The sequence below is a fragment of the Nonomuraea maheshkhaliensis genome, assembly GCF_039529435.1.
Classification (GTDB): domain Bacteria; phylum Actinomycetota; class Actinomycetes; order Streptosporangiales; family Streptosporangiaceae; genus Nonomuraea; species Nonomuraea maheshkhaliensis.
Window position 1 is genome coordinate 36,755 of record NZ_BAAAMU010000048.1, and the last position, 19,500, is coordinate 56,254.

Here is a 19,500-nt window from a genome sequence, read left to right on the forward strand (position 1 = left end):
CGCGAGTCCAGCTCGTGCCCGGCCCCGACAGCGAGAGATGGCAGGTCGCCGGCCGGGTGCTGAACTACCGGGCGATCCTGGACATGGGCTGGAGCGACACCGAGCCCGCCCTGCCCGGCCGAAGCGGCTTGTCCCGGATCGGCGGCGACGGGGGTCTCGCCGATCCGGTCACAACGTCTGGGTGAGCTCGTCGAGGGCGGCCAGGCGTCCGGCGGCGGACGGGGCCAGGCGGGCGGCCGTGGCGACGAGCAGGAGTTCGGTGACGGCGATCTCGTGGGCCAGCGGCGCGATCGGCCCGGCGGCCTCGCGCGGCAACCTGATGAGCACCTCCGCCTCGGCCGCCAGCGGCGATCCCCAGGCGTCGGTGACGAGCACCAGCCGGGCGCCCCTGGCTCGGGCTGCGTGTACGAAACGGGCCGTTCTGGGGGAGTAGCGCCGGAAGTCGTACGCCACGACCACGTCGGAGGCGGTGAGGTCGAGCACGGTACGGGCGCGGCCGGGCGCGGAGCCGGGCACCCGCTCGGCCTTTGGGCGCAGGCCGGCCAGCTGGCGGATCAGGTAGTCGGCGGCCAGCTCGCTCAACGGGCCGCCCAGCGCCCAGACGGAGCCCGCCTCGGCCAGCAGTGCGGCGGCTCGGTGGTAGAGCGGCTCGGGTACGGCGGTCAGGGTGCCGTCGAGCCCGGCACGCAGGTCCTCGGCGGCCTGCCACAACGAGGAGAGGCCCGCCCCGCCGTCCGACTCGCCCGCCGCGGCGCCCGACACACGTGCGCCCGCCCTGCCGCCCGGGGCAGCCGCGCCCGGCCCGCCGGACCGGGTGACCGCGGGTTCCTCGCCGGCCGGCGCCTCCGGGCCTGCGACTCCGCTCCATGCCCCCGGGTCTGCGGCTCCGGCCGGGGTATCGCCGCCCGGGCGGCCGGGATGCGGACCGCCGGATTCGCTCGCCTGCGGCCGGTGGGTGATGAACTCCAGCAGCCGGGATCGGTCCCGAGCCCCGTCCCGTACCGCCGCCTGGAAGTCGGAGAACCCGTCGTACCCCAGCCGGTCGAACAGCCGTGACGCCGTCGGCGGGCTCACCCCGGCCCGCTCGGCCAGGGCGCGCAGCGAGCCCAGGGCGGCGAACGGATAGTCGTCGAGCAGCACCCGCACGACCGCCCGCTCCCCGGGCGGCAGCTCCGGATAGACGGCTCCGAGGCGGCTGGCGATCGGATCGTTCTCCATGATGACGAATGTTACATCAGTATCGCCTTGACGACATATACGAAACAGTTGTTACGGTGTCGGGCATGACTACCTGGCATGGTTTGCTGGCCAGCGGCTACCGGCGCTGGCTGCCGGTCACCGCTGACACCCCGTCGATCTCGCTCAACGAGGGCAACACCCCGCTGCTGCGCTCGGAGCACCTGTCCGACCGCACCGGCTGCGAGGTCTGGCTGAAGGTCGAGGGCGCGAACCCGACCGGCTCGTTCAAGGACCGCGGCATGACGGTGGCGATCAGCCGGGCGGCCGAAGCCGGCGCCGAGTCCGTCATCTGCGCCTCCACCGGCAACACCAGCGCCTCGGCCGCCGCCTACGCCGCCCGCGCCGGGGTGACGGCCGCCGTGCTGGTGCCCAAGGGCGGCGTGGCGCCGGGCAAGCTGAGCCAGGCCGTACGGTACGGCGCCGAGATCGTCGAGATCGACGGCACCTTCGACGACTGCCTGCGGGTGGCCCGCGACCTGGCCGCCCACCACCCGATCGCGCTGGTCAACTCGGTCGGCAACGAGCCGCGCCTGGCGGGTCAGCGCACGGTGGCGTACGAGATCGTGGACGCCCTGGGCGGCGCGCCCGACGTGCACTGCCTGCCGGTGGGCAACGGCGGCAACATCACCGCCACCTGGGGTGGCTACCGTACGTACCGGGAGGCCGGTCTGTCGGACGGGCTGCCGCGCATGTGGGGCTTCCAGGCGGCCGGAGCCGCCCCGCTCGTCCACGGCGCGCCCGTCGCCGAGCCCCGTACGGTGGCCGGCGCCATCAGCATCGGCCACCCCGCCACCTGGGACGGCGCGATCGCCGCCCGCGACGAGTCCGGCGGGCTGATCGGGGCGGTGAGCGATGAGCAGATCCTGTCCGCCTACCGGCTGCTCGCCCGCCGCGACGGCGTCTTCGCCGAGCCGGCCTCGGCGGCGGGGGTGGCGGGGCTGCTCGACCGGCACGCGAAGGGTGAGCTGGAGCCGGGCCTGCGCGTCGTGATCACGCTCAGCGGCAACGGGCTGAAGGACCTCGACACCTCCATGCGCGACGGCTACACCGCCACGGAGACGTCGGCGGCCACCGCCGACGTGGCCCGCGCCCTGCGCCTGGCCGCCTGACTCTGGCGAAACAGCGAGCACGGCATCAGCGTCGGGGAGCTGGCCCGCACCGCCGGGGTCAGCTCCCGCAACGCCACCGGCCTGGTCGACACGCTGGAGCACAACGGGCTGGTCCGCCGGGTCCCCGACCCGAAGGATCGGCGTTCGGTCCTGGCCGAGATCACCCCTGACGGGCGGGCGTGGATGGAGGCGTTCCGCGAGCCGTCGCACCGTGCCATGCGGGCGATGTTCCACGGGTTCACGCCTGGTGAGCTGGCCGTACTGCGCGACCTTTGCCTGCGGCCGGCCACCAACCAGCATCGCCTCGCCGACCACCTGCGCCAGATCGGACAACGGCCATGACCACGACCGCCCGGGACCAGACCCGCCGCGCCGTGCGCGGCTACCACGAGACCAGCTTCCGCGGCGAGGTGTCCGCGGCGGCGGAACACCTGGGGGAGCCGTTCCGCTTCCAGAGCCCGTTCATCGCCTCCGACGACCGGACGGGCCATCTGGCGACCTTGCCGGGGTTCGTCTCCATCGTGACCGGCGTCGAGCTGATCAGCGAACTGTACGGCGGCACGGAGGCGACCCTGGTGTACGACGTGCACACCGCGACGCCGGTCGGGACCCAGCGCACGGCCGAGCACTTCCGCCTGGACGGCGACAAGATCGTGTCGATCATGCTGCTGTTCGACGCCTCGCCGTGGCAGCCGATGAAGGCCCGCATCCAGGCAAGGCGCCGCGAAATGCGTTGACGGGCGTGCCGGCCGCTGAGCGAGGATGGCGCGATGGAATCGGGTTACGTCCTGGCCGGCTATCGGGTCGCCACAGTGTGTGATTTCCCCTTTTGGCAGGAGAACGGTCTTCCCGGTCCTCGGCTGCTGTCGATGAGCGACTGCGTCGTGGAGCTGATGCCGGCGGATCCCGATGGTTGGGATCACTGGTTCTCCAGCCCCCAGGAGGCGGAGACCGCCCGGGATCGGGCGGGCCGGTCGAACTTTCACGTGCTCGGGGTCGGCTTCGCTGCCGCCGATGCCCCGGCGCTGGTGGCCGACATCGCCGACAGAGGCTGGGACGGCAGCCTTAACGAACGGGTTGACCGGCGTGAGACGTTCCCCGGCCCCGGCGAGAGGCGACTGGGTTTCGAACTGGTCGGCTTCGACGTCGGAACCTGGCACGCCTGGAGCTGCGTGGACCTCGTCACCGTGGTTCGCCAGGCCGTCGGGGTCCGGCCGGGCCCCGACGGGCTGATCCAGGACGAGCAGGACGCGCACCGGGCCGCTCGATGGCTGACCAGCTCGGGTCTCGGCGACCCCAAGGTGTTCCTCTGGGCGGCCGCGCTGCTCACCGAGCCCTCCGTGGGCGCTCCTCCAGGCGGCTGACACACCCGGTGGCGGAGGCGGTAGCGATCCTCGCAGATGATCGGCGGGATTGTTGTGGGATACCTCCATGCCCCCGCGTGACCGTTGTGGTGTGGGATCGACCCCATGACGAATGCAGGAAAGCAGCGCCGGTTCCCCACGGGGGACCTGGCGAGGGTGGCGGTGTTCGCGGCGCTGATCGCGGTCCTCGGCCTGCCCGGCACGCTGAACGTCTTCGGCAACGTGGTCCCGATCACGCTGCAGACGCTCGGCGTGATGCTGGCGGGCACGATCCTCGGCTCGTGGCGGGCGGCGCTGGCCGTGGTGGTGCTGCTGGTGCTGGTCGCGGCGGGGCTGCCGCTGCTGGCCGGCGGGCGGGGCGGGCTGGCCGTCTTCACCGCGCCGTCGGCGGGATTCCTGATCGGGTGGATCCCGGGCGCGGCGGTGACCGGCTGGCTGGTCGAGCGGGCGGGCCGACGCCCCGGCATCGTCCCGCTGCTCACGGCGTGCCTGGTGGGCGGCATGGGCGTGGTCTACCTGTTCGGCATTCCCGTTCAGGCGCTGGTCACCGGAGTCTCGCTGGTGAGTGCGGCGCAGCTCACGCTGGTCTTCCTGCCGGGTGACCTGATCAAGGTGGTGCTGGCCGCCGTCGTGGCCAGAGGGGTGCAGCGGGCCTATCCGGACGCGGTGCCGGCCGTGCACCAGGAACGACTCCGCGCCGGGGGGCGTTGACCCTTCCATGCCCGTAGCGCAATACGTGATGTCGCACGCCGCCGAGCGCCCTTCCCGGCTCGCGGTGCGCGGCCCCCTGGGCGAGCTGACGTACGAGGAGCTCGCCGACAAGATCAACGGCGTCGCCCGCCACCTGCTGGACCGGGGCGCGGGCCCCGGCGCGCTCGTCGGGATCGGCCTGGCCGATCCGGTCGAGCTGCTCGTCGCCGCGCTGGCGGCCGACCTGGCTGGGGCCACACCCCTGGTGGGCGACCCCACGTGGGACGCCGGGCGCTGGGCGGGCGCCGCAGGGTCGGAGGCTCCGTTCCTGGTGGACGAGCCTCTGCCGTACGTGGCCGGCGCTCCTGTGGTGCATGAGCCCCGGCCTGGGGATCGGGCGTGGGCGTGTTTCAGCTCCGGCAGCACCGGCCGGCCCCGGGCGGTCGTACGCAGCCGGAGGTCGTGGACGGGCTCCTTCCCGCACCTGAACGACCTGACCGGCATCGGCCCTGATGACGTGGTGCTGGTGCCGGGGCCGCTGCTTTCCTCCCTTTACTCCTTCGCCGCCCTGCACGCCCTGGCCGCCGGCGTGACGGCGGTGGTGCCCGGCCGCTGGCCCGGCGGGTCGCTGGACGCGCTCCTGGACGGGGCCACCGTCGTGCACCTGGTGCCGCACCGGCTGCCGGACGTGCTCGAACGGCCCGGCTCCCTGCGTACGGCCGTGGTCGGCGGCGCGGCACTCGACCCTGACGTCCGGGCAGCGGCGGCGCGGGCCGGGGTGCGGGTGGTGGCCTACTACGGCGCGACCGAGTTGTCGTTCGTTGCGGTGGACGCCGATGGTGGCGGGTTGCGTCCTTTTCCCGGCGTGGAGATCGACGTCCGGCAGGTGGAAGGGCTGGCCGGCGCGTCCGGTCCGGCGGAGGGACCGTTGGGTGAGGTTTGGGTGCGGTCGCCGTGGCTGGCCGAGGGGTACCTGGGCGGCGCGGCCGGGCCGTTGCGGCGTGACGGGGCCGGCTGGGTGAGCGTGGGCGACGTCGCGGAGCCGTACCGGGAAGGAGAGGTGCTGCGGGTGCGCGGGCGTGGCGGCGGCGCGATCCAGACCGGCGGCGCGACCGTCGTGCCCGAGGACGTCGAAGAGGTGCTGCGCAAGGTGCCGGGCGTGGGCGACATCGTGGTGGTCGGCTCGCCGCACCCGTCCCTGGGCGCGGTGGTGACGGCGATCATCGAGGCCGCGCCGCCGCCCCCACGTGCGCTGCTTGAGGCCACCGCCCGGGGACGGCTTGACGTCGCCCAGCGGCCCCGACGCTGGTACGCGGTGCCGAACCTGCCCCGCACCGGCACGGGCAAGCCGGCCAGGGCCCAGGTGGAGGCACTGCTCGCCGCCGAGCTGGCGGGCCAGCCGGGCGACGAGCTGCGGCGGCTGGTCTGACATGGGCGACACACCTGTGGTGGTGGCCGCCCGGCGCACGCCGATCGGCACGGCGGGGCACGCGTACCGGGAGCTGAGCGTCGACCGGCTGGCCGCACCGGTGATCGCGGCCGTGGTCGCGGACGTGACCGGGGAGCCGGCCCCCGACGTGACTGGGGACCTGGCTGGGAACTCGGCTGGGGGCCTGGCCGGGCGGCGGGTGGATGACGTCGTGCTCGGCAACTGCATGGGGCCCGGCGGCAACGTGGCCAGGATCTCGGCGCTGGCCGCCGGCCTGGGGCACGAGGTGCCGGGGCTCACCGTGGACCGGCAGTGCGGCAGCGCCCTGGCCGCGATCCTGCTGGCCGGGCAGGCCGTACGCGCGGGGGAGATGGACCTGGTGATCGCCGGCGGGGCCGAAAGCGCCTCGACCGCGCCGCTGCGCACGTTCAGGGGCGCGGCGGAGCCGTACGAGCGGGCGCCCTTCGTCCCCGATGGCCGTCCCGACCCGGACATGGGCCCGGCGGCGGAGGCGCTGGCGGCGGCTCGCGGCGTCAGCAGGGAACGGCAGGACGCCTACGCCTGCCGCAGCCACGCCCGAGCCCTGGCCGCCCGCGCGGCCGGGCGGTTCGAGCGGGAGATCGTCCCGATCGGCGGCCGGTCGGATGACCAGCGCCCGCGCCCGCTGCGGGCGGCGTCGCTGGCCCGGCTGCCTGCGGCTTTTGTTTCTGACGGTACAGTGACGGCCGGCAATTCCTCCCCGGTCAGCGACGGCGCCGCCGCCGTGGCCCTCGTGCCGGAACGGTCGCGCGGAGACCTGCCGGGGATGCGGCTGCTGGCCGGAGCCGTCGTGGGGTGCGATCCCGCGCTGCCCGGCTGGGGGGCGGTGCCCGCGATCAGGCGGGTGCTGGAGCGTACGGGGGTGGATGTGGAACGGGTCGCGGCGGTGGAGATCGTGGAGGCGTTCGCGGCGCAGGTGCTCGCGGTCACCGACGCGCTCGGGCTGGATCCGCTGGGCGCCGACGACGAGCGGGTGTGCGCCGACGGCGGGGCGCTGGCACTGGGCCATCCCTGGGGCGCGACCGGTGCGGTCGTGGTGACCAGGCTGTTCTCCAGGCTCGTACGCGCCGGCACCCCCTCGGGAACGCTCGGCCTGGCGGCGGCCGCGGTCGGCGGCGGGCTGGGCGTGGCCGCGCTGTTCGAGGTGGTGTGAGATGGGCACCACACCGGCGCCTGCCGCCCCGTCCGAGGTGGTCTGAGATGAGCATCGACTTCGCCGACGTGCACGTTCGCCTGGGGGAGCGCGACGTGCTGCGCGGCGTGACCGCCTCCCTGCCCGAGAGCCGCGTCGGCGTGGTCGGGGCCAACGGCTCGGGCAAGAGCACGCTGGCCCGCCTGATCAACGGCCTGGCCGTGCCGACCTCCGGCAGCGTCACCGTGCTCGGGCTGGACACCCGCCGCCACGGCCCGCGGATCCGGCGCGGTGTCGGGTTCGTCTTCACCGACCCCGACGCGCAGATCGTGATGCCCACCGTGGCCGAGGACGTGGCCTTCTCCCTGCGCCGCAGCAAGCTGCCGCGTGCGGAGGTCGAGCAGCGCGTGCACGAGGTCCTCGGCCGTTACGGCCTGGCCGGCCACGCCGACCATCCCGCCCACCACCTGTCGGGAGGCCAGAAGCAGCTGCTGGCGCTGTGCTCCGTCATGGTGCTGGAGCCGCGGATCCTGGTCATGGACGAGCCGACCACGCTGCTCGACCTGCGCCACTCCCGCCAGGTCGCCGCCCTGCTGCGCGAGATGCCGCAGCAGGTGCTGGTGGTCACGCACGACCTGCCGCTGCTGGCGGGCTTCGACCGGGTGCTGGTGATCGACGAGGGCCGCGTCGTCGCCGACGGCGCCCCTGACGAGGCCATCTCCTTCTACCGGAAGCTGATGGCGTGAACGGCCTGCTCGGCGCGTACGTCCCCGGCTCCTCGCCGCTGCACCGCCTCCCGGCCGGCGTCAAGCTGGCCGGGCTGGCCGGGGCGTGCACGGTGCTGGTGCTGCTGGGCTCGCCGCCGGCGCTGGGGGTGGCGGCGGTCGTGGTGGCGGGCCTGTACGCGCTGTCGCGGGTGGGCCCGGCGGCGGCGTGGGCGCAGGTCAAGCCGGTGCGCTGGTTCGCGGTGGCGCTGTTCGGGATGCAGTGGGTGTTCGTCGATCTGCAGGGGGCGCTGTCCACGGTGCTGCGGGTGGTGCTGGCGGTGGCGCTGGCCGGGCTGGTGACGCTCACCACCCGCGCCTCGGCCATGATGGCGGCGCTGGAGCGCTGCCTGTCGCCGGCCAGGTTCGTCGGGCTGGACCCGTTCCGGCTGTCGTTGCTGCTGTCGCTGACCATACGCAGCGTGCCGGTGGTGGCGGAGCTGGCCACGCGCGTCAGGGAGGCGCAGCGGGCCAGGGGCGTCGAGCGCAGTGTGCGGGCGTTCGCGGTGCCGCTGGTGGTGGGTTCGCTGCGGCACGCCGACGCGCTGGGGGAGGCGCTGAGCGCCCGCGGCCTCGATGACTAAGGATTGACTTATATAAGGCCGCACTGAAATACTCTGGTCGTGCACGCTTTCGACGTTCTCGGGGATCCGGTGCGTCGCCGGATCCTGGAGCTGCTCGCCGGCGGCGAGCAGAGCTCCGGCGAGGTGACCGCTGTCATCCAGCGCGAGTTCGGGATCTCCCAGCCGGCCGTCTCCCAGCACCTGCGGGTGCTGCGCGACAACGGGTTCGCCAGCGTGCGGGCCGAGGGCACCCGGCGGCTCTACGCCGTCGAGCCGGGCCCGCTGCAGGAGGTCGATCTCTGGCTGGAACGCTTCCGCGGGTTCTGGGAGCAACGCCTGGACGCCCTGGCGACGGAGCTGGCCCGCGGCAGGCGAGAACGCCGCAGGAAAGACGATACGGAGGACAAGTGAAAAAGATCATCGACGAGCTCACCCAGGCGCACAGGGAACTGCTCGACGGCGAACGCAAGGTCGTGGTGCTGCGGCGCCACTACGACGCCGAGGTCGAGGACGTCTGGCAGGCGTGCACCGACGGCGACCGGCTCTCCCGCTGGTTCCTGCCCGTCAGCGGCGATCTGCGGCTGGGCGGCACGTACCAGCTGGAGGGCAACGCCGGCGGCGAGATCCTGCAGTGCGAGCCGCCGAGCCTGCTGAGGGTCAGCTGGCTCTTCGGCCCCGACCCCGGCTTCTCCGAGGTCGAGGTGCGCCTGACCGGCAAGGACGGCGGCACCGAGCTCGAACTGCGCCACACGGCTGAGGTGCCGCCGGAGTTCTGGGGACAGTTCGGCCCCGGCGCGGTCGGCGTCGGCTGGGACCTGGCGCTGCTCGGCCTGGCCCTCCACCTGCGCGGCGGCGAGCGGGTCGACGAGGCCACCTTCCACAAGACCGAGGAGGGCCGCGCCTACATCACCGGCAGCTGCCAGGCCTGGGGTGAGGCCCACCAGGCCGCGGGCGCGCCGGCCGGCGAGGTCGCCGCCGCCGTCGCCATGACGACCGCCTTCTACGCCCCCGAGGAGCAGCCGCCCGCGCCGCCGCAGCAGAAGGTGACCCCCTTCCTCATGTTCCAGAAGGGCGACGCGGAGGAGGCGATGAACTTCTACGTCTCGCTCTTCGACGACGCCAAGGTCGTCCATGCCGAGCGCTACGGCCCCGGCGAGCAGGGCAAGGAGGGCACGATCAAGCTCGCCCGCTTCACCCTGGCGGGCCAGGAGCACATGTGCATCGACAGCAACGTCAAGCACGACTTCGAGTTCACGCCGTCGATGTCGCTGTACGTCACGTGCGGCGGCGAGGAGGAGCTGGAGCGGCTGTACGGCGCGCTCGTCGAGGGCGGGCAGGCGCTGATGCCGCTCGGCTCCTACGGTTTCAGCACCCGCTTCGGCTGGGTCAACGACCGCTTCGGCGTCTCCTGGCAGCTCAACCTGCCGTGAGGACGCGCGGGTGCGCGGCCGATTCGCCGGCGGCGGCAGGGCGTCACGCCAGGGCCTGGCCGCCGTCGACGGAGAGCACCGTGCCCGTGATGAGGTTGTTCGCCATGAGGAACAGCGCCGCCGAGGCCGCCTCCTGCGCCGTGCCGAGCCGGCCGATCAGCAGTCCCTGCCCGGCGGCCGCCACCGCCGCGTCGTCGGCCAGCCCCATCACCGCACGCGACAGCGGCGTGTCGATCGCCCCGTAGCGGACGGCGTTGACCCGCAGCCGCCGGGGCGCCAGCTCCACCGCCAGCGCCTTGGTCAGCGCTTCCACCGCGCCGATGCCGGCGATGCTCGCGGCCGCTCCCGGGACGGGGCGCACCAGGTAGAGGCCCGAGGTGAGGGTGATCGAACCGCCGGCGGGCAGGCGGGGGGCGGCGGCGCGGGCGACGCCGTACGGGCCCCAGATGCGTCCGTCCACGGCGGCGGCGACCTGGTCGCGCGGCGTGTCCAGCAGTGCTCCGCCGGAGATGGAACCTGCCGTCACCAGGACGTGGTCCACCTCGCCCACCTGGTCGAGCGCCCGTTCCACCTCGCTCTCGTCGTTGCCGTCGGCGGAGATCCCGAGCGCGGAGGCGCCGGGCGTCGCGCGTAGGTGGTCGAGGGCGGCCTCCAGACGGCCCGGGTCGCGCGCCACGAGCGCGACCCGGGCTCCGACCGAGGTCAGCAGCGCGCCCGCGGCCAGGCCGATGCCGGAGCTGCCGCCGATGATCATTACGGTACGGCCCTTCAGTGCTGTGGGCAGGGGAGAGCCGGTCGGCATGGGGGCGAGCGTGGTCGTGGTCATGAGTGGTCCCTCTCAAAAATAAACCATCTGGTTGGTTTAGACTCTGGCCCTGGTAGCCGAAAAAGTCAACTGGATGGTTTAATTGCCGCATGAGATACGACGCGGAGGCGACCCGGCAGCGGATCTTCCAGGCCGCTACCGCCGAGTTCGCCGAGCACGGGCTGGCCGGCGCCAGGATCGACCGCATCGCCGCCGCCGCGCAGGCCAACAAGCAGGCGATCTACCTCTACTTCGGTGGCAAGGAGAAGCTGTTCGGCCAGGTCGTACGGGCCAAGATGGACGAGATCTGCCACGCGGTGACCCTCGACCCCCGAGCGCTGCCCGAGTCGGTGGGGTTGCTGTTCGACTGGTACGCCGAGCATCCGGAGCTGATCCGCCTGCTGCTGTGGGAGTCCCTGGAGACCGACGGCGACCGGATCGAGGGCGGAGAGGAACGCCTGCAGTTCTACCGCGGGAACGTGGACGGCCTGCTGGAGGCGGGCCTGGAGGACCGGGAGACGGCCCAGGACTGGCTGTTCACCATCCTGGGCCTGGTGGCGTGGAACTTCTCCGTGCCGCAACTGCGCCGCCTCATCCTGGACGAGGCGGACCAGGAGCGGGCCATCGCGCGCCGCCGCGCCATCGTGGTGGACCTGGCCCGGACGCTGGCCGAACGGGCGGAGGCCGCCGCCGGTCGCTGACAGTGTCCGACCGGTCTGCGGAGCAGCGGAGAAAAACGACCCGATCAGACGTTGATCTGACATGAGCGATTCGCACGGTGGGCCGGGCCGTTCAGCGGGCAGCGGGCGCGCGGGAGCGGGAGCGAAGGCAGCGGCCGGACTGCTCATCGTCCTGACGGTTCCGGTCGGGCTCGGGGCGGGGCTCGGCGCGCTGTGGGCGGCGGCCGCGGCGAGTGGCAACCGGTACGTGGCGCTCGCCGTGGGCGCGTCGATGCTGGCGGGCCTCACCTGGTGGTTGTGCCGGTCGGCGCTGCGGCGGGTGGCGGGCCCACGGGTGCGGCGCCTGCTGCCGATCGCGGTCGCCGGACTGCTGCTGACGGCCGCCGCCGTACCCCTCGCGGGCCTGCTGTCCGGCCGGCCACCGTCCCGGCCGATCGTCGCCGGGCCGGGAACGCGGTACTGGGACCTGCCGACCGGCTCGCACATCGCCTACACCCGTACCCCCGCGCGGGGCGAGCGCCGGGACACGCCGGTCATCCTCCTCCACGGCGGGCCGGGCGCGCCGGACACCGCGCCGTCGCCACTCGCCCCCGCGCTCGCCGCCGAGGGCTTCGACGTGTACGCCTACCACCAGGTGGGCGCGGGCCTGTCCAGCCGCCTGCCCGACGTGGGCGGCTACACGGTCGCCCGGCACGTCGCCGACCTGGACGCCGTCAGGGCCGCGATCGGCGCCGACCGGGTCGTGCTGGCCGGCACCTCATGGGGCGGTCAGCTCGTCGCCGCCTACCTGGCCGCGCACCCGGACCGGGTGGCCCGCGCGGTCGTGGCCTCGCCGGGAACCATGTGGTCGCCCGCCTTCCCGGACAACCGGCACCTGACGGAGAGCGGGCTGCGCGACCAGAACCGGGCGCTGTGGGAGCGCCACCCGCGGATGCTGCTCGGCGCCGCGCTCGTCGAGGTCGCGGGGCCACGCGCGGCGCACGCGCTGCTGCCGGACGAGGCGATGGACGGCGAGTTCCAGTCCTTCGTCGGCGAGCTCGACATGCGCGCGGGCTGCCCCGGCCGGCCGCTGCGGGCGCCGCAGCCGGGGCTGGGGTTCTGGGCCAACGCCATGACCTCGCGCGATGCCCGCCGGGTCGCCGACCCCCGGCCCGCGCTGCGCCGGGTGGCCGTGCCCGTGCTGGTGCTGCTCGGCTCGTGCGACTATCTGGCGCCCGAGGTCGCCCGCGAGTACGCCGACGTCCTGCCGAACGCCACCTTCCGCGAGATCGACGGGTCCGGGCACGACATCGCCCACGAGCAGCCCGCCAGGTACCAGGAACTGGTCACCGCGTTCCTGCGGGACCCGATCACGCCTTGAGCGGCCGGTCGCCGGCCGCGCCTGTTCCGCGACCCGGCCGGGAGCGGCGGCCTCGTCGAGCGCGCCTGGTGGGAGTTCGATCTCGACGGCCGGCACGCCGGGCCCCTCCTCCGGCCGGGTATCACGGGCGTGCTTTCGCCGCGGCGTCCCTGACCGTGGTGTCCGGGGCCTTCTTCGCCAGTTCGGCCAGCACGTCCAGGGCCTCCGGGGTGCCGATCCGGGCGATGGCCTCGACCGCCTTGACCGCACGGGCCTTGGTGCCCCGCCTCACCCAGCCGGGGATCAGGGCGGCCAGCTCGCGGGCCGTCCGGTCGTCGCCGAGCAGGCCCAGCGCGGCCAGCGCCCAGGCGTCGCCGTGCAGGAACAGCGCCCAGCCCAGATCGGCCAGCGAGCGCCGGTCGCAGGCGTCGCGCACCGCGTCCAGCGACTCGTCCTGCTTCTTGGCCAGTGCGACGAGCCGCCTGGTCGCGGCGGCGGGCAGGGCCAGGCCACCGCCCTTGAGCAGCACCTGCGGCAGGAGGTCGGGCTCGGCGTAGGCGGGCAGCCGGGGCGCCCGGCCCGGCGCGGTCAGCACCGCCGGGACGTCCGCGGCGGGCGCGTCCGGAACCCGCGGCGCCGGGGCCGGACCGGACAGCTCGGGACGGGCCTTGAGGTGCGTGCGGAGCAGCCCGGCGGCGAGCAGCGCCGACGTCGAGTCGCTCGCGGCCACCCTGGACAGCACCCGCGCCGCCCGTACGGGGAACCGCTCCATCGCGGCCCGCAGGTGCGCACCCGCGAACTCCCGCTCGTATCGCTCCAGCAGCAGCTCGAACGCCTCATCACTGGGCAGCAGGGAGATCAGCTCGACGAACGGCTCCCGCCACCGCGTGTAGATCTTGAGCCGGTCCCAGGCGTCGACCAGGACCGGGGCGACCGCCGCCCCCAGGCCGTCGGCCATCGTGGCGCGCATCCCGTACGTGAGCGCGTCGAAGTCGGAGTCCTCCAGCCGCCAGCCGAGCAGTTCGAGGTGCCGTGGCGTGCTCACCGACGCCCACAGCCGCTCGCGATAGAAGGCGTTGGAACCCCACTCGGCGGACGGCGGCTCGGCGCAGCACTCGTCCATCCAGTCGTCGCGGGTGGGCACCAGGTAGGAGACGACGAACCGCCGGGTGCGGGTGCCGCGGTGCGCGGCCAGCCGTTCGACCGCCCGCAGGTATTCCTCCTCGGGGCAGAGGGCCAGCAGCCCGCGGACCCGGCGCAGGCTGACCGAGTCGATCTGCCGGAGGGCGTCCGTCGGGCGCAGGCCCTTCCCGAAGGAGTCGACGGCGGTCAGCTCGGCCAGCGCGCAGGCGGCGAAGGCGAGCCCGTGGGAGGCGATCCAGCCGTCGGTGAAGGTGCGCGGCGTCTCGTTGCCTCCCCGCACGCCGGCGACGATCGACGCGATCGCCGCCGCCCCGGCGGGGTCGTCGGCGCCGCCGAGGTACGCCCGCGCGTGCGCGACCAGGGCCGGGTCACTCGCGGCCGCCGACAGCACCGCCTTGATGTGGCCGCGGTGCTCGTCGGCCAGCTTCGCCGCCACGTCCGCGGCAGCGGGGCCGACGGTGTCGCCGGGCGCGACCTCGCCCAGCGCCCGGTCGAAGACGCCCGGTTCGGTGGACAGCACGCCGCCCCGTCGCAGGTGCAGGTCTCGGCGCAGGTGCTCGGGGAGGACCAGGACGTCCTCGGCCGGCGGGAAATGATCACTCATGGCGGATCACCGTAGCCGAGCCGGCTGACATTTGTTCCGGGTCCTGTGGTGCTCCAGCGCTCGGGCGGCGATCAGGAAGCCGGCCAGTGCCCGCCGATCAGCGCGGGCGGCTGAGGGCGGCCTCGGCCAGGTCCGTCCACTGCCCGGCCGAGGCGTGCGGCACGACCACCCAGTCCTTCATCTCCCTGCCCTGCCCCGAGGGGTCGAACAGGCGGGCTCCGGCCAGCCGCAGCGCGGCCGCGTGTTCGGGCGTCTCCCTGACCAGCCGGAACACCATCGCCCCGTCGCGCTGCAGGCTCGCGAACACCTTGCCCGCCTGGTCCTTGAGCGCGGGCCGGCCCATCATCCTGGAGATCCGTACCCCCAGGTCGGCCAGCTCCGCGCCGACCTGCTTGAAGTCCTCTTCCGCGCTCATCGTCGGTCGGCCCCCGAGCTCTCATGGCGGCGTGGCGCGATCGTCCGCCCGCCGTTCCGGCAGAAACGGCGATCAGGCTAGTGGGCCGAAGCCGGGCCGATCAAGGGCAGGGTCGATCAAGGGGCCGGCCAGGGCGAAGGCGGCCGCGGCCTCCGCGTGCAGCCGGGCGCTCGGCAGCACAGGGACGGGGGTGTCCTTCTCGCCGATCAGCAGCTCGATCTCCGTGCAGCCGAGGATGACGGCTTCGGCGCCGTCGTCCGCCAGGTCGGCGACGATGCGGGCGTAGGCGTCCCTGGACGGCTCCCGCAGCACCCCGCGCACCAGCTCCTCGAAGATCACGCGATGGACGAGCTCGCGCTGCTCCCGCCCCGGTACGACCACGTCGAAGCCGTGCGCGGCCAGCCGATCGCGGTAGAAGGGCTGCTCCATGGTGAAACGCGTGCCCAGCAGGCCGACCTTGCGCATCCCCCTGGCGCGCACCTCGGCGCCCACGGCGTCGGCGATGTGCAGCACGGGCACGTTCGCGGCCCGCGCCACGTCGTCGCTCACCCGGCTGAAGGTGTTGCTGCAGATGAGCAGGACCTCGGCGCCGAGCCGCTCCAGTTTCCCGCCCGCCTCGGTCAGCAGCGCGCTCACCTCGTCCCAGCGGTCGGCGAAGATGAGGTTCTCGACGGTGGTGTAGTCGACCGACCAGATGAGGCTGTCGGCGGAGTGGCTGCCGCCGAGCCGCTCGCGTACCCGCTGGTTGATGATCTGGTAGTAGATCACCGTCGATTCCCAGCTCAACCCGCCGATGAGGCCGATGGCGCGCATGGAACTCCGTTTCGCTCTCGTGTGCATGATGGGCTCGGTGCCGCGCGGGCGGTCAGGCGCCGGCCAGCGCGCGGGCGCAGGCCCCGAGGCCGACCTCGCTGGAGGCCTTGACGAACACCACGTCGCCCGGCTGGATCAGGGCCGTGGCCAGCGTGATCGCCCCGGCCACGTCCTCGACGGCGTGGACGGACACGTTCCGGCTCGCGGCGGCCGCCTCGCCGGCCAGCGCGACCGGATCTCCCGATCCGACCGCGATCAGCAGGTCGTAGCCGAGTTCGGCGACGAGCCGGCCAATCTCGGTGTGCCGGGCGCGGGAGACGTCCGCCTGCTGTCCCATCGCGCCGAGCACGGCGACGCTGCGCCGGTTCCCGGCCAGGGCCCTGGCCGCGCGCAGCCCGGCCCGCATGGATTCGGGGCTGGCGTTGTAGGCGTCGTCGACGACGGTGACGCCGTCGGCTCGTTCGACGATCTCCAGCCGGCCGGACGAGCGCCGCCGGGCCGCGTTGAGCCCGGCGGCGATCTCGCGCGTGTCCAGCCCGAGCACGGTGGCGACGGCGGCGGCCGCCTCGTCGGCGGCCACCTGGTGCTCGCCGATGAGGTCGAGCTCGACGGGGGCCCGCCCGGAGGGCGTCACCAGTTCGAACGCGGTCCGCCCGCGCCCGGCCGGCCGCACGTCCCCGGCCCGCACCGCCGCCTGCGGCGACCGGCCGAAGCGCACGATCTGGGCCTTCGTGCGGCCCGCCATGCCCATGACGTACGGGTCGTCGGCGTTGAGCAGCGCGAACCCGTCCGCAGGCAGGGCCGCGACCAGCTCGCCCTTGGCCTCGGCGATGTCGGCGGGCCCGGCTCCCATGCGTTCCACGTGCGCGCTGCCGACATTGAGCACCAGCCCGACCTGGGGCGGCGCGATGCCGGTCAGGTACGTCAGGTCGCCCTTGCGGCCCGCGCCCATCTCCAGCACCAGGTAGCGGGTGCCCGCGTCGGCGCGCAGCACGGTGAGCGGCAGCCCGAGCTCGTTGTTGAACGAGCGGTCGGTGGCGACCGTCGCCGCGTGCCGTTCGAGCACCTGGGCCAGCAGGTCCTTGGTGGTGGTCTTGCCCACCGAGCCGGTCAGGCCGATCACGACCGGGCCGATGCGGCCGAGCACGTGCCTGGCCAGCAGGCCGAGCGCGACCTGGACGTCCTCGACCACCAGCGCGGGCACGCCGACGGGCCTGGAGGCGAGCACGGCGACCGCGCCGGCCGCCATGGCGACGCCCGCGTAGTCGTGCCCGTCCACCCGCGCGCCGACCGTCGCGGCGAAGAGGCCGCCGGGGACCACCTCGCGCGAGTCGACCGCCGCCGGCGCCGTCACCAGCGCCCCCGGGTCGCCCACGTCGTACGGGGTCGCGCCGACGACCTGCGCGATCTCCTCCAGCGTCATGGGGATCACGAGCCGCTCCTGGCGAACGCGAGGTCGATGAGGCGGCGCAGCAACTCCGGGTACGGGACGCCGCTCGCGGCCCACGCCCTGGCGTAGACGGAGCGGGCCGTGAAGCCGGGCATGGTGTTGATCTCCAGCAGATGGAGGCGGCCGGTGTCCCCCTCGTAGAGGAAGTCGGCCCTGGCCAGGCCGTAGCCGTCGATGGCCCGGAAGGCGCGCAGGGACAGCTCGCGTACGTCCTCGGCCACCCGCTCCGGCAGCTCGGCGGGGATCGTGGCGATCTCGGCCTGGCTGAGGTATTTGGCCTCGTAGTCCAGCCAGGCGCCGGGCACGATGAGCTCGCCTGGCACCGACGCGTCCGGGGTGTCGTGGTCGCCCAGCACGCCGCAGATGAGCTCGCGGGCGCGTACCTCCTGCTCGACGACGACCGTCCGGTCGTGGGTGAGCGCCAGTTCCACGCCGGCGCGCAGCTCGTCCATGGTGGTGACCCGGGAGATGCCGATGGAGGAGCCCAGGCCGGCCGGTTTGACGTACATCGGCCAGTCGAGCGGCTTCACCAGGCCCCAGGGGTCGGTGGTGGCACGCCATTCGTGCTCGGTGAACCACACGTAAGGGGGCACCGGGATGCCCTCGGCGAGGAACGCGCGCCGCATCGCGACCTTGTTCATGGCCACGGCCGAGGCCAGGACGCCGCAGCCCACGTACGGGATGCCCAGCGTCTCCAGGTGGCCCTGGACGACGCCGTCCTCGCCGAACGGCCCGTGCAGCACGGGGAAGACCACGTCCGCCCGGTCGCGGCCGAAGTGCGCGGGCCATCTGCCCTGCCGGTCGATGATGACGGCGACGGGGTCGTACAGGTCTCTCGGCAGAGCGTCCAGCACCGCCTGCGCCGACTGCAGCGACACCTCGTGCTCGGCGGACGGCCCGCCCGCCAGCACAGCCACGCGCACGCGTTCAGTCACGATCGATCAGCCTTCCTCAGTGGCACGGGGGAGCGCCGGTCCCGTCACCCGGGACCGGGCCTCCACCACTGTCGGCCGCCGGTGTCCCCGCCTGGTCAGCGCCGTGTCATGGTTGTGTCACGGGTGCGATCCGGTGGACGCCGCGCCGTGGCGCAGGCCGTCGTACAGGATCGTGGCGATGCGGATCGCGTCCTCCTGCCAGCCGTTGGCGCGCATCGAGCAGATTCCGCCGAGGCCGCGCAGCAGGACGCGTCCGCTGACGCCGTCGCGGAGCAGGCCGGCCGCGACTCCGGCGGCGAGGAGGTCGTCGAGGGCGCGGGCCATCTCCTCGCGCGCGTCGTCGAAGACCGGCGAGTCGGTGGCCATGATGCTCTCCAGCGCCTCGCCCATCCCCTTGCTCACCGCCGCGTGCTCCACGAGCAGCAGCAGGAAGGCGCGCAGGGCCTCGTCGGGGGCGTGCTCGGCGAGCAGCCGGGCGGGGGTCGCGCAGAGGTCGGCGACCTCCTGGCGGTAGACCTCGGCGACCAGCGCCTCGCGCGTGTCGAAGTGGCGGTACAGCGTGCCGACGGCCACGCCGGCCCGGCTGGCGATCTCCTCCACGTGGGCGTCGTCGTCGGCGAGGAACGCCTCCCGTGCCGCGGCCAGGAGCGCTTCGCGGTTTCGGCGGGCGTCGGCGCGCAGCGGACGTGGTGACGGCAACGGTCCTCCCTAATGTGAGTCCGGTTCAGTATATGTGTAGAGTTTCCGGAGTCCGATTCACCTTATTGCTGGAGTCACACCCATGACGATCGACGACAAAGAGCCGGCCGGCCTGCGCGTGCTGGTGACCGGCGCGAGCCGGGGGCTCGGGCTGGCCACGGCCCGACGCTTCGCCGCGGCCGGCGCCACCGTCCTGACGGCCTCGCGTACCGCGCCCCCTGACGACCTGCCCGCCACCTTCATCCCCGCCGACCTGCGCTCCGAGGAGGGGGTGGCGGAGCTCGGCCGGCGCGTGGTGGAGCGCGCCGGAGGCGTCGACGTCCTGGTCGACAACGCCGGAGCGACGGCCGGGCCGGCGCCGACCCTGGAGCGGTCCGACGCGTCGTGGCTGGCCGACCTGGAGATCAACCTGCTCAGCGCGGTCCGGCTGGACCGGGTCCTGGTGCCCGGGATGGTCGAGCGCGGCGCCGGCGTCGTGGTGCACGTCTCCTCCATCGCCAGCCACCTCCCCCAGCCCGCCGAGGCGTCGTACGCGGCGTCGAAGGCGGCGCTCAACGCCTACAGCCGCGAGCTGGCGACGGCCGTGGGCACGCACGGCGTACGCGTGGTGTGCGTCCTTCCGGGCTTCGTCGTCACCGAGGGGGCGGCCGATCACCTGCGGCACATGGCCGACAGCCGGGGAGTGAGCGTCGAGGAGATGCAGCGGCGGCTCGTGGAGCACCTGAAGGTCCCGATGGGGCGCCCCGGCCGGCCCGAGGACGTCGCGGAGCTGATCGCGTTCCTCGCCTCGGACCGTGGCCGCTGGCTCACCGGCGCCCAGTACCGGGTGGACGGCGGCATCATCCCCGTCGTCTGAAC

At 73.8% G+C, this 19,500-nt stretch carries 22 protein-coding genes and 1 pseudogene; 15 read left to right on the forward strand and 8 right to left on the reverse strand.

Annotated elements, in window-relative coordinates; genetic code table 11:
- Window positions 1-14: 14 nt before the first annotated feature.
- On the forward strand, window positions 15-185 hold the full coding sequence (locus ABFX54_RS28780) for a hypothetical protein (RefSeq protein ID WP_346109682.1): 171 nt from the start codon (window positions 15-17) through the stop codon (window positions 183-185).
- Here ABFX54_RS28780 and ABFX54_RS28785 read toward each other — a convergent pair.
- Window positions 169-1,218, reverse strand: a complete 1,050-nt coding sequence (locus tag ABFX54_RS28785; protein WP_346109683.1) for a MurR/RpiR family transcriptional regulator — start codon at window positions 1,216-1,218, stop codon at window positions 169-171. The genes ABFX54_RS28780 and ABFX54_RS28785 overlap by 17 nt on opposite strands.
- A 65-nt stretch (window positions 1,219-1,283) precedes the next feature.
- On the opposite strand from ABFX54_RS28785, the gene thrC reads away from it, so the two are divergent.
- From thrC to ABFX54_RS28840, 11 genes and pseudogenes are all read left to right on the forward strand, one after another.
- Entirely contained in the window at window positions 1,284-2,348 is a 1,065-nt protein-coding gene (gene thrC, locus ABFX54_RS28790) for a threonine synthase (protein WP_346109684.1), read from the forward strand.
- A 39-nt stretch (window positions 2,349-2,387) separates the two neighbouring features.
- Window positions 2,388-2,438 (forward strand): annotated as a pseudogene (locus ABFX54_RS57085) (hypothetical protein); the annotation flags it as partial.
- Window positions 2,439-2,686: 248 nt separating this feature from the next.
- Window positions 2,687-3,085 carry a hypothetical protein gene (locus ABFX54_RS28800; protein WP_346109686.1) on the forward strand — a complete coding sequence of 133 codons (399 nt, stop codon included), beginning with the start codon at window positions 2,687-2,689 and terminating at the stop codon, window positions 3,083-3,085.
- A gap of 132 nt (window positions 3,086-3,217) precedes the next feature.
- Window positions 3,218-3,712 (forward strand): hypothetical protein, encoded by a 495-nt coding sequence (locus tag ABFX54_RS28805; protein ID WP_346109687.1) that lies wholly within the window; start codon window positions 3,218-3,220, stop codon window positions 3,710-3,712.
- Between the two features lie 105 nt (window positions 3,713-3,817).
- Window positions 3,818-4,423 (forward strand): biotin transporter BioY, encoded by a 606-nt coding sequence (locus ABFX54_RS28810; protein WP_346109688.1) that lies wholly within the window; start codon window positions 3,818-3,820, stop codon window positions 4,421-4,423.
- A 7-nt stretch (window positions 4,424-4,430) separates the two neighbouring features.
- Window positions 4,431-5,831, forward strand: a complete 1,401-nt coding sequence (locus ABFX54_RS28815) for a class I adenylate-forming enzyme family protein (RefSeq protein WP_346109689.1) — start codon at window positions 4,431-4,433, stop codon at window positions 5,829-5,831.
- A gap of 1 nt (window position 5,832) precedes the next feature.
- Window positions 5,833-7,023, forward strand: coding sequence for a thiolase family protein (locus ABFX54_RS28820; protein WP_346109690.1), 1,191 nt, complete (start codon window positions 5,833-5,835; stop codon window positions 7,021-7,023).
- Window positions 7,024-7,070: 47 nt separating this feature from the next.
- The gene (locus ABFX54_RS28825) at window positions 7,071-7,748 is read left to right on the forward strand and encodes an energy-coupling factor ABC transporter ATP-binding protein (protein ID WP_346109691.1); all 678 of its coding nucleotides are present in this window, start codon (window positions 7,071-7,073) and stop codon (window positions 7,746-7,748) included.
- The gene (locus tag ABFX54_RS28830) at window positions 7,745-8,350 is read left to right on the forward strand and encodes an energy-coupling factor transporter transmembrane component T family protein (RefSeq protein ID WP_346109692.1); all 606 of its coding nucleotides are present in this window, start codon (window positions 7,745-7,747) and stop codon (window positions 8,348-8,350) included. The genes ABFX54_RS28825 and ABFX54_RS28830 overlap by 4 nt, the downstream gene beginning before the upstream one ends.
- 39 nt (window positions 8,351-8,389) lie before the next feature.
- Window positions 8,390-8,740 (forward strand): ArsR/SmtB family transcription factor, encoded by a 351-nt coding sequence (locus ABFX54_RS28835; protein WP_346109693.1) that lies wholly within the window; start codon window positions 8,390-8,392, stop codon window positions 8,738-8,740.
- Window positions 8,737-9,759 (forward strand): VOC family protein, encoded by a 1,023-nt coding sequence (locus ABFX54_RS28840; RefSeq protein ID WP_346109694.1) that lies wholly within the window; start codon window positions 8,737-8,739, stop codon window positions 9,757-9,759. The genes ABFX54_RS28835 and ABFX54_RS28840 overlap by 4 nt, the downstream gene beginning before the upstream one ends.
- Window positions 9,760-9,802: 43 nt before the next feature.
- On the opposite strand, the gene ABFX54_RS28845 is transcribed toward ABFX54_RS28840, so the two are convergent.
- Window positions 9,803-10,585: an SDR family oxidoreductase gene (locus ABFX54_RS28845; protein ID WP_346109695.1), complete on the reverse strand. Its 783-nt coding sequence runs from the start codon at window positions 10,583-10,585 to the stop codon at window positions 9,803-9,805.
- An 89-nt stretch (window positions 10,586-10,674) separates the two neighbouring features.
- On the opposite strand from ABFX54_RS28845, the gene ABFX54_RS28850 reads away from it, so the two are divergent.
- Both ABFX54_RS28850 and ABFX54_RS28855 read left to right on the forward strand, forming a co-directional pair.
- Window positions 10,675-11,265 (forward strand): TetR/AcrR family transcriptional regulator, encoded by a 591-nt coding sequence (locus ABFX54_RS28850; protein ID WP_346109696.1) that lies wholly within the window; start codon window positions 10,675-10,677, stop codon window positions 11,263-11,265.
- 61 nt (window positions 11,266-11,326) lie between these two features.
- The gene (locus tag ABFX54_RS28855) at window positions 11,327-12,604 is read left to right on the forward strand and encodes an alpha/beta fold hydrolase (RefSeq protein ID WP_346109697.1); all 1,278 of its coding nucleotides are present in this window, start codon (window positions 11,327-11,329) and stop codon (window positions 12,602-12,604) included.
- A 121-nt stretch (window positions 12,605-12,725) separates the two neighbouring features.
- Here ABFX54_RS28855 and ABFX54_RS28860 read toward each other — a convergent pair whose 3' ends face one another.
- From ABFX54_RS28860 to ABFX54_RS28885, 6 genes are all read right to left on the reverse strand, one after another.
- On the reverse strand, window positions 12,726-14,330 hold the full coding sequence (locus tag ABFX54_RS28860) for a HEAT repeat domain-containing protein (RefSeq protein ID WP_346109698.1): 1,605 nt from the start codon (window positions 14,328-14,330) through the stop codon (window positions 12,726-12,728).
- Window positions 14,331-14,427: 97 nt separating this feature from the next.
- Complete coding sequence (locus tag ABFX54_RS28865; RefSeq protein ID WP_346109699.1) at window positions 14,428-14,745, reverse strand: hypothetical protein; 318 nt, start codon at window positions 14,743-14,745, stop codon at window positions 14,428-14,430.
- Window positions 14,746-14,817: 72 nt separating this feature from the next.
- The gene (locus ABFX54_RS28870) at window positions 14,818-15,558 is read right to left on the reverse strand and encodes an aspartate/glutamate racemase family protein (protein WP_346109700.1); all 741 of its coding nucleotides are present in this window, start codon (window positions 15,556-15,558) and stop codon (window positions 14,818-14,820) included.
- Between the two features lie 52 nt (window positions 15,559-15,610).
- Window positions 15,611-16,981, reverse strand: a complete 1,371-nt coding sequence (locus ABFX54_RS28875; RefSeq protein ID WP_346109728.1) for a UDP-N-acetylmuramoyl-tripeptide--D-alanyl-D-alanine ligase — start codon at window positions 16,979-16,981, stop codon at window positions 15,611-15,613.
- Window positions 16,982-16,986: 5 nt separating this feature from the next.
- The gene (locus tag ABFX54_RS28880) at window positions 16,987-17,943 is read right to left on the reverse strand and encodes a D-alanine--D-alanine ligase family protein (RefSeq protein ID WP_346109701.1); all 957 of its coding nucleotides are present in this window, start codon (window positions 17,941-17,943) and stop codon (window positions 16,987-16,989) included.
- Window positions 17,944-18,060: 117 nt separating this feature from the next.
- Window positions 18,061-18,642 (reverse strand): TetR/AcrR family transcriptional regulator, encoded by a 582-nt coding sequence (locus tag ABFX54_RS28885; protein ID WP_346109702.1) that lies wholly within the window; start codon window positions 18,640-18,642, stop codon window positions 18,061-18,063.
- Window positions 18,643-18,724: 82 nt separating this feature from the next.
- Here ABFX54_RS28885 and ABFX54_RS28890 point away from each other — a divergent pair, with 82 nt between their 5' ends.
- On the forward strand, window positions 18,725-19,498 hold the full coding sequence (locus ABFX54_RS28890) for an oxidoreductase (RefSeq protein WP_346109703.1): 774 nt from the start codon (window positions 18,725-18,727) through the stop codon (window positions 19,496-19,498).
- Window positions 19,499-19,500: the final 2 nt, after the last annotated feature.

Excerpts from the sequence above, each read along its gene's own strand:
- ABFX54_RS28785 (WP_346109683.1), bottom strand. The coding sequence starts at position 1,218 with ATGGAGAACGATCCGATCGCCAGCCGCCTCGGAGCCGTCTATCCGGAG.
- thrC (WP_346109684.1), top strand. The coding sequence starts at position 1,284 with ATGACTACCTGGCATGGTTTGCTGGCCAGCGGCTACCGGCGCTGGCTG.
- ABFX54_RS28800 (WP_346109686.1), top strand. The coding sequence starts at position 2,687 with ATGACCACGACCGCCCGGGACCAGACCCGCCGCGCCGTGCGCGGCTAC.
- ABFX54_RS28805 (WP_346109687.1), top strand. The coding sequence starts at position 3,218 with ATGAGCGACTGCGTCGTGGAGCTGATGCCGGCGGATCCCGATGGTTGG.
- ABFX54_RS28810 (WP_346109688.1), top strand. The coding sequence starts at position 3,818 with ATGACGAATGCAGGAAAGCAGCGCCGGTTCCCCACGGGGGACCTGGCG.
- ABFX54_RS28815 (WP_346109689.1), top strand. The coding sequence starts at position 4,431 with ATGCCCGTAGCGCAATACGTGATGTCGCACGCCGCCGAGCGCCCTTCC.
- ABFX54_RS28820 (WP_346109690.1), top strand. The coding sequence starts at position 5,833 with ATGGGCGACACACCTGTGGTGGTGGCCGCCCGGCGCACGCCGATCGGC.
- ABFX54_RS28825 (WP_346109691.1), top strand. The coding sequence starts at position 7,071 with ATGAGCATCGACTTCGCCGACGTGCACGTTCGCCTGGGGGAGCGCGAC.
- ABFX54_RS28845 (WP_346109695.1), bottom strand. The coding sequence starts at position 10,585 with ATGACCACGACCACGCTCGCCCCCATGCCGACCGGCTCTCCCCTGCCC.
- ABFX54_RS28850 (WP_346109696.1), top strand. The coding sequence starts at position 10,675 with ATGAGATACGACGCGGAGGCGACCCGGCAGCGGATCTTCCAGGCCGCT.
- ABFX54_RS28855 (WP_346109697.1), top strand. The coding sequence starts at position 11,327 with ATGAGCGATTCGCACGGTGGGCCGGGCCGTTCAGCGGGCAGCGGGCGC.
- ABFX54_RS28860 (WP_346109698.1), bottom strand. The coding sequence starts at position 14,330 with ATGAGTGATCATTTCCCGCCGGCCGAGGACGTCCTGGTCCTCCCCGAG.
- ABFX54_RS28865 (WP_346109699.1), bottom strand. The coding sequence starts at position 14,745 with ATGAGCGCGGAAGAGGACTTCAAGCAGGTCGGCGCGGAGCTGGCCGAC.
- ABFX54_RS28870 (WP_346109700.1), bottom strand. The coding sequence starts at position 15,558 with ATGCGCGCCATCGGCCTCATCGGCGGGTTGAGCTGGGAATCGACGGTG.
- ABFX54_RS28875 (WP_346109728.1), bottom strand. The coding sequence starts at position 16,981 with ATGACGCTGGAGGAGATCGCGCAGGTCGTCGGCGCGACCCCGTACGAC.
- ABFX54_RS28890 (WP_346109703.1), top strand. The coding sequence starts at position 18,725 with ATGACGATCGACGACAAAGAGCCGGCCGGCCTGCGCGTGCTGGTGACC.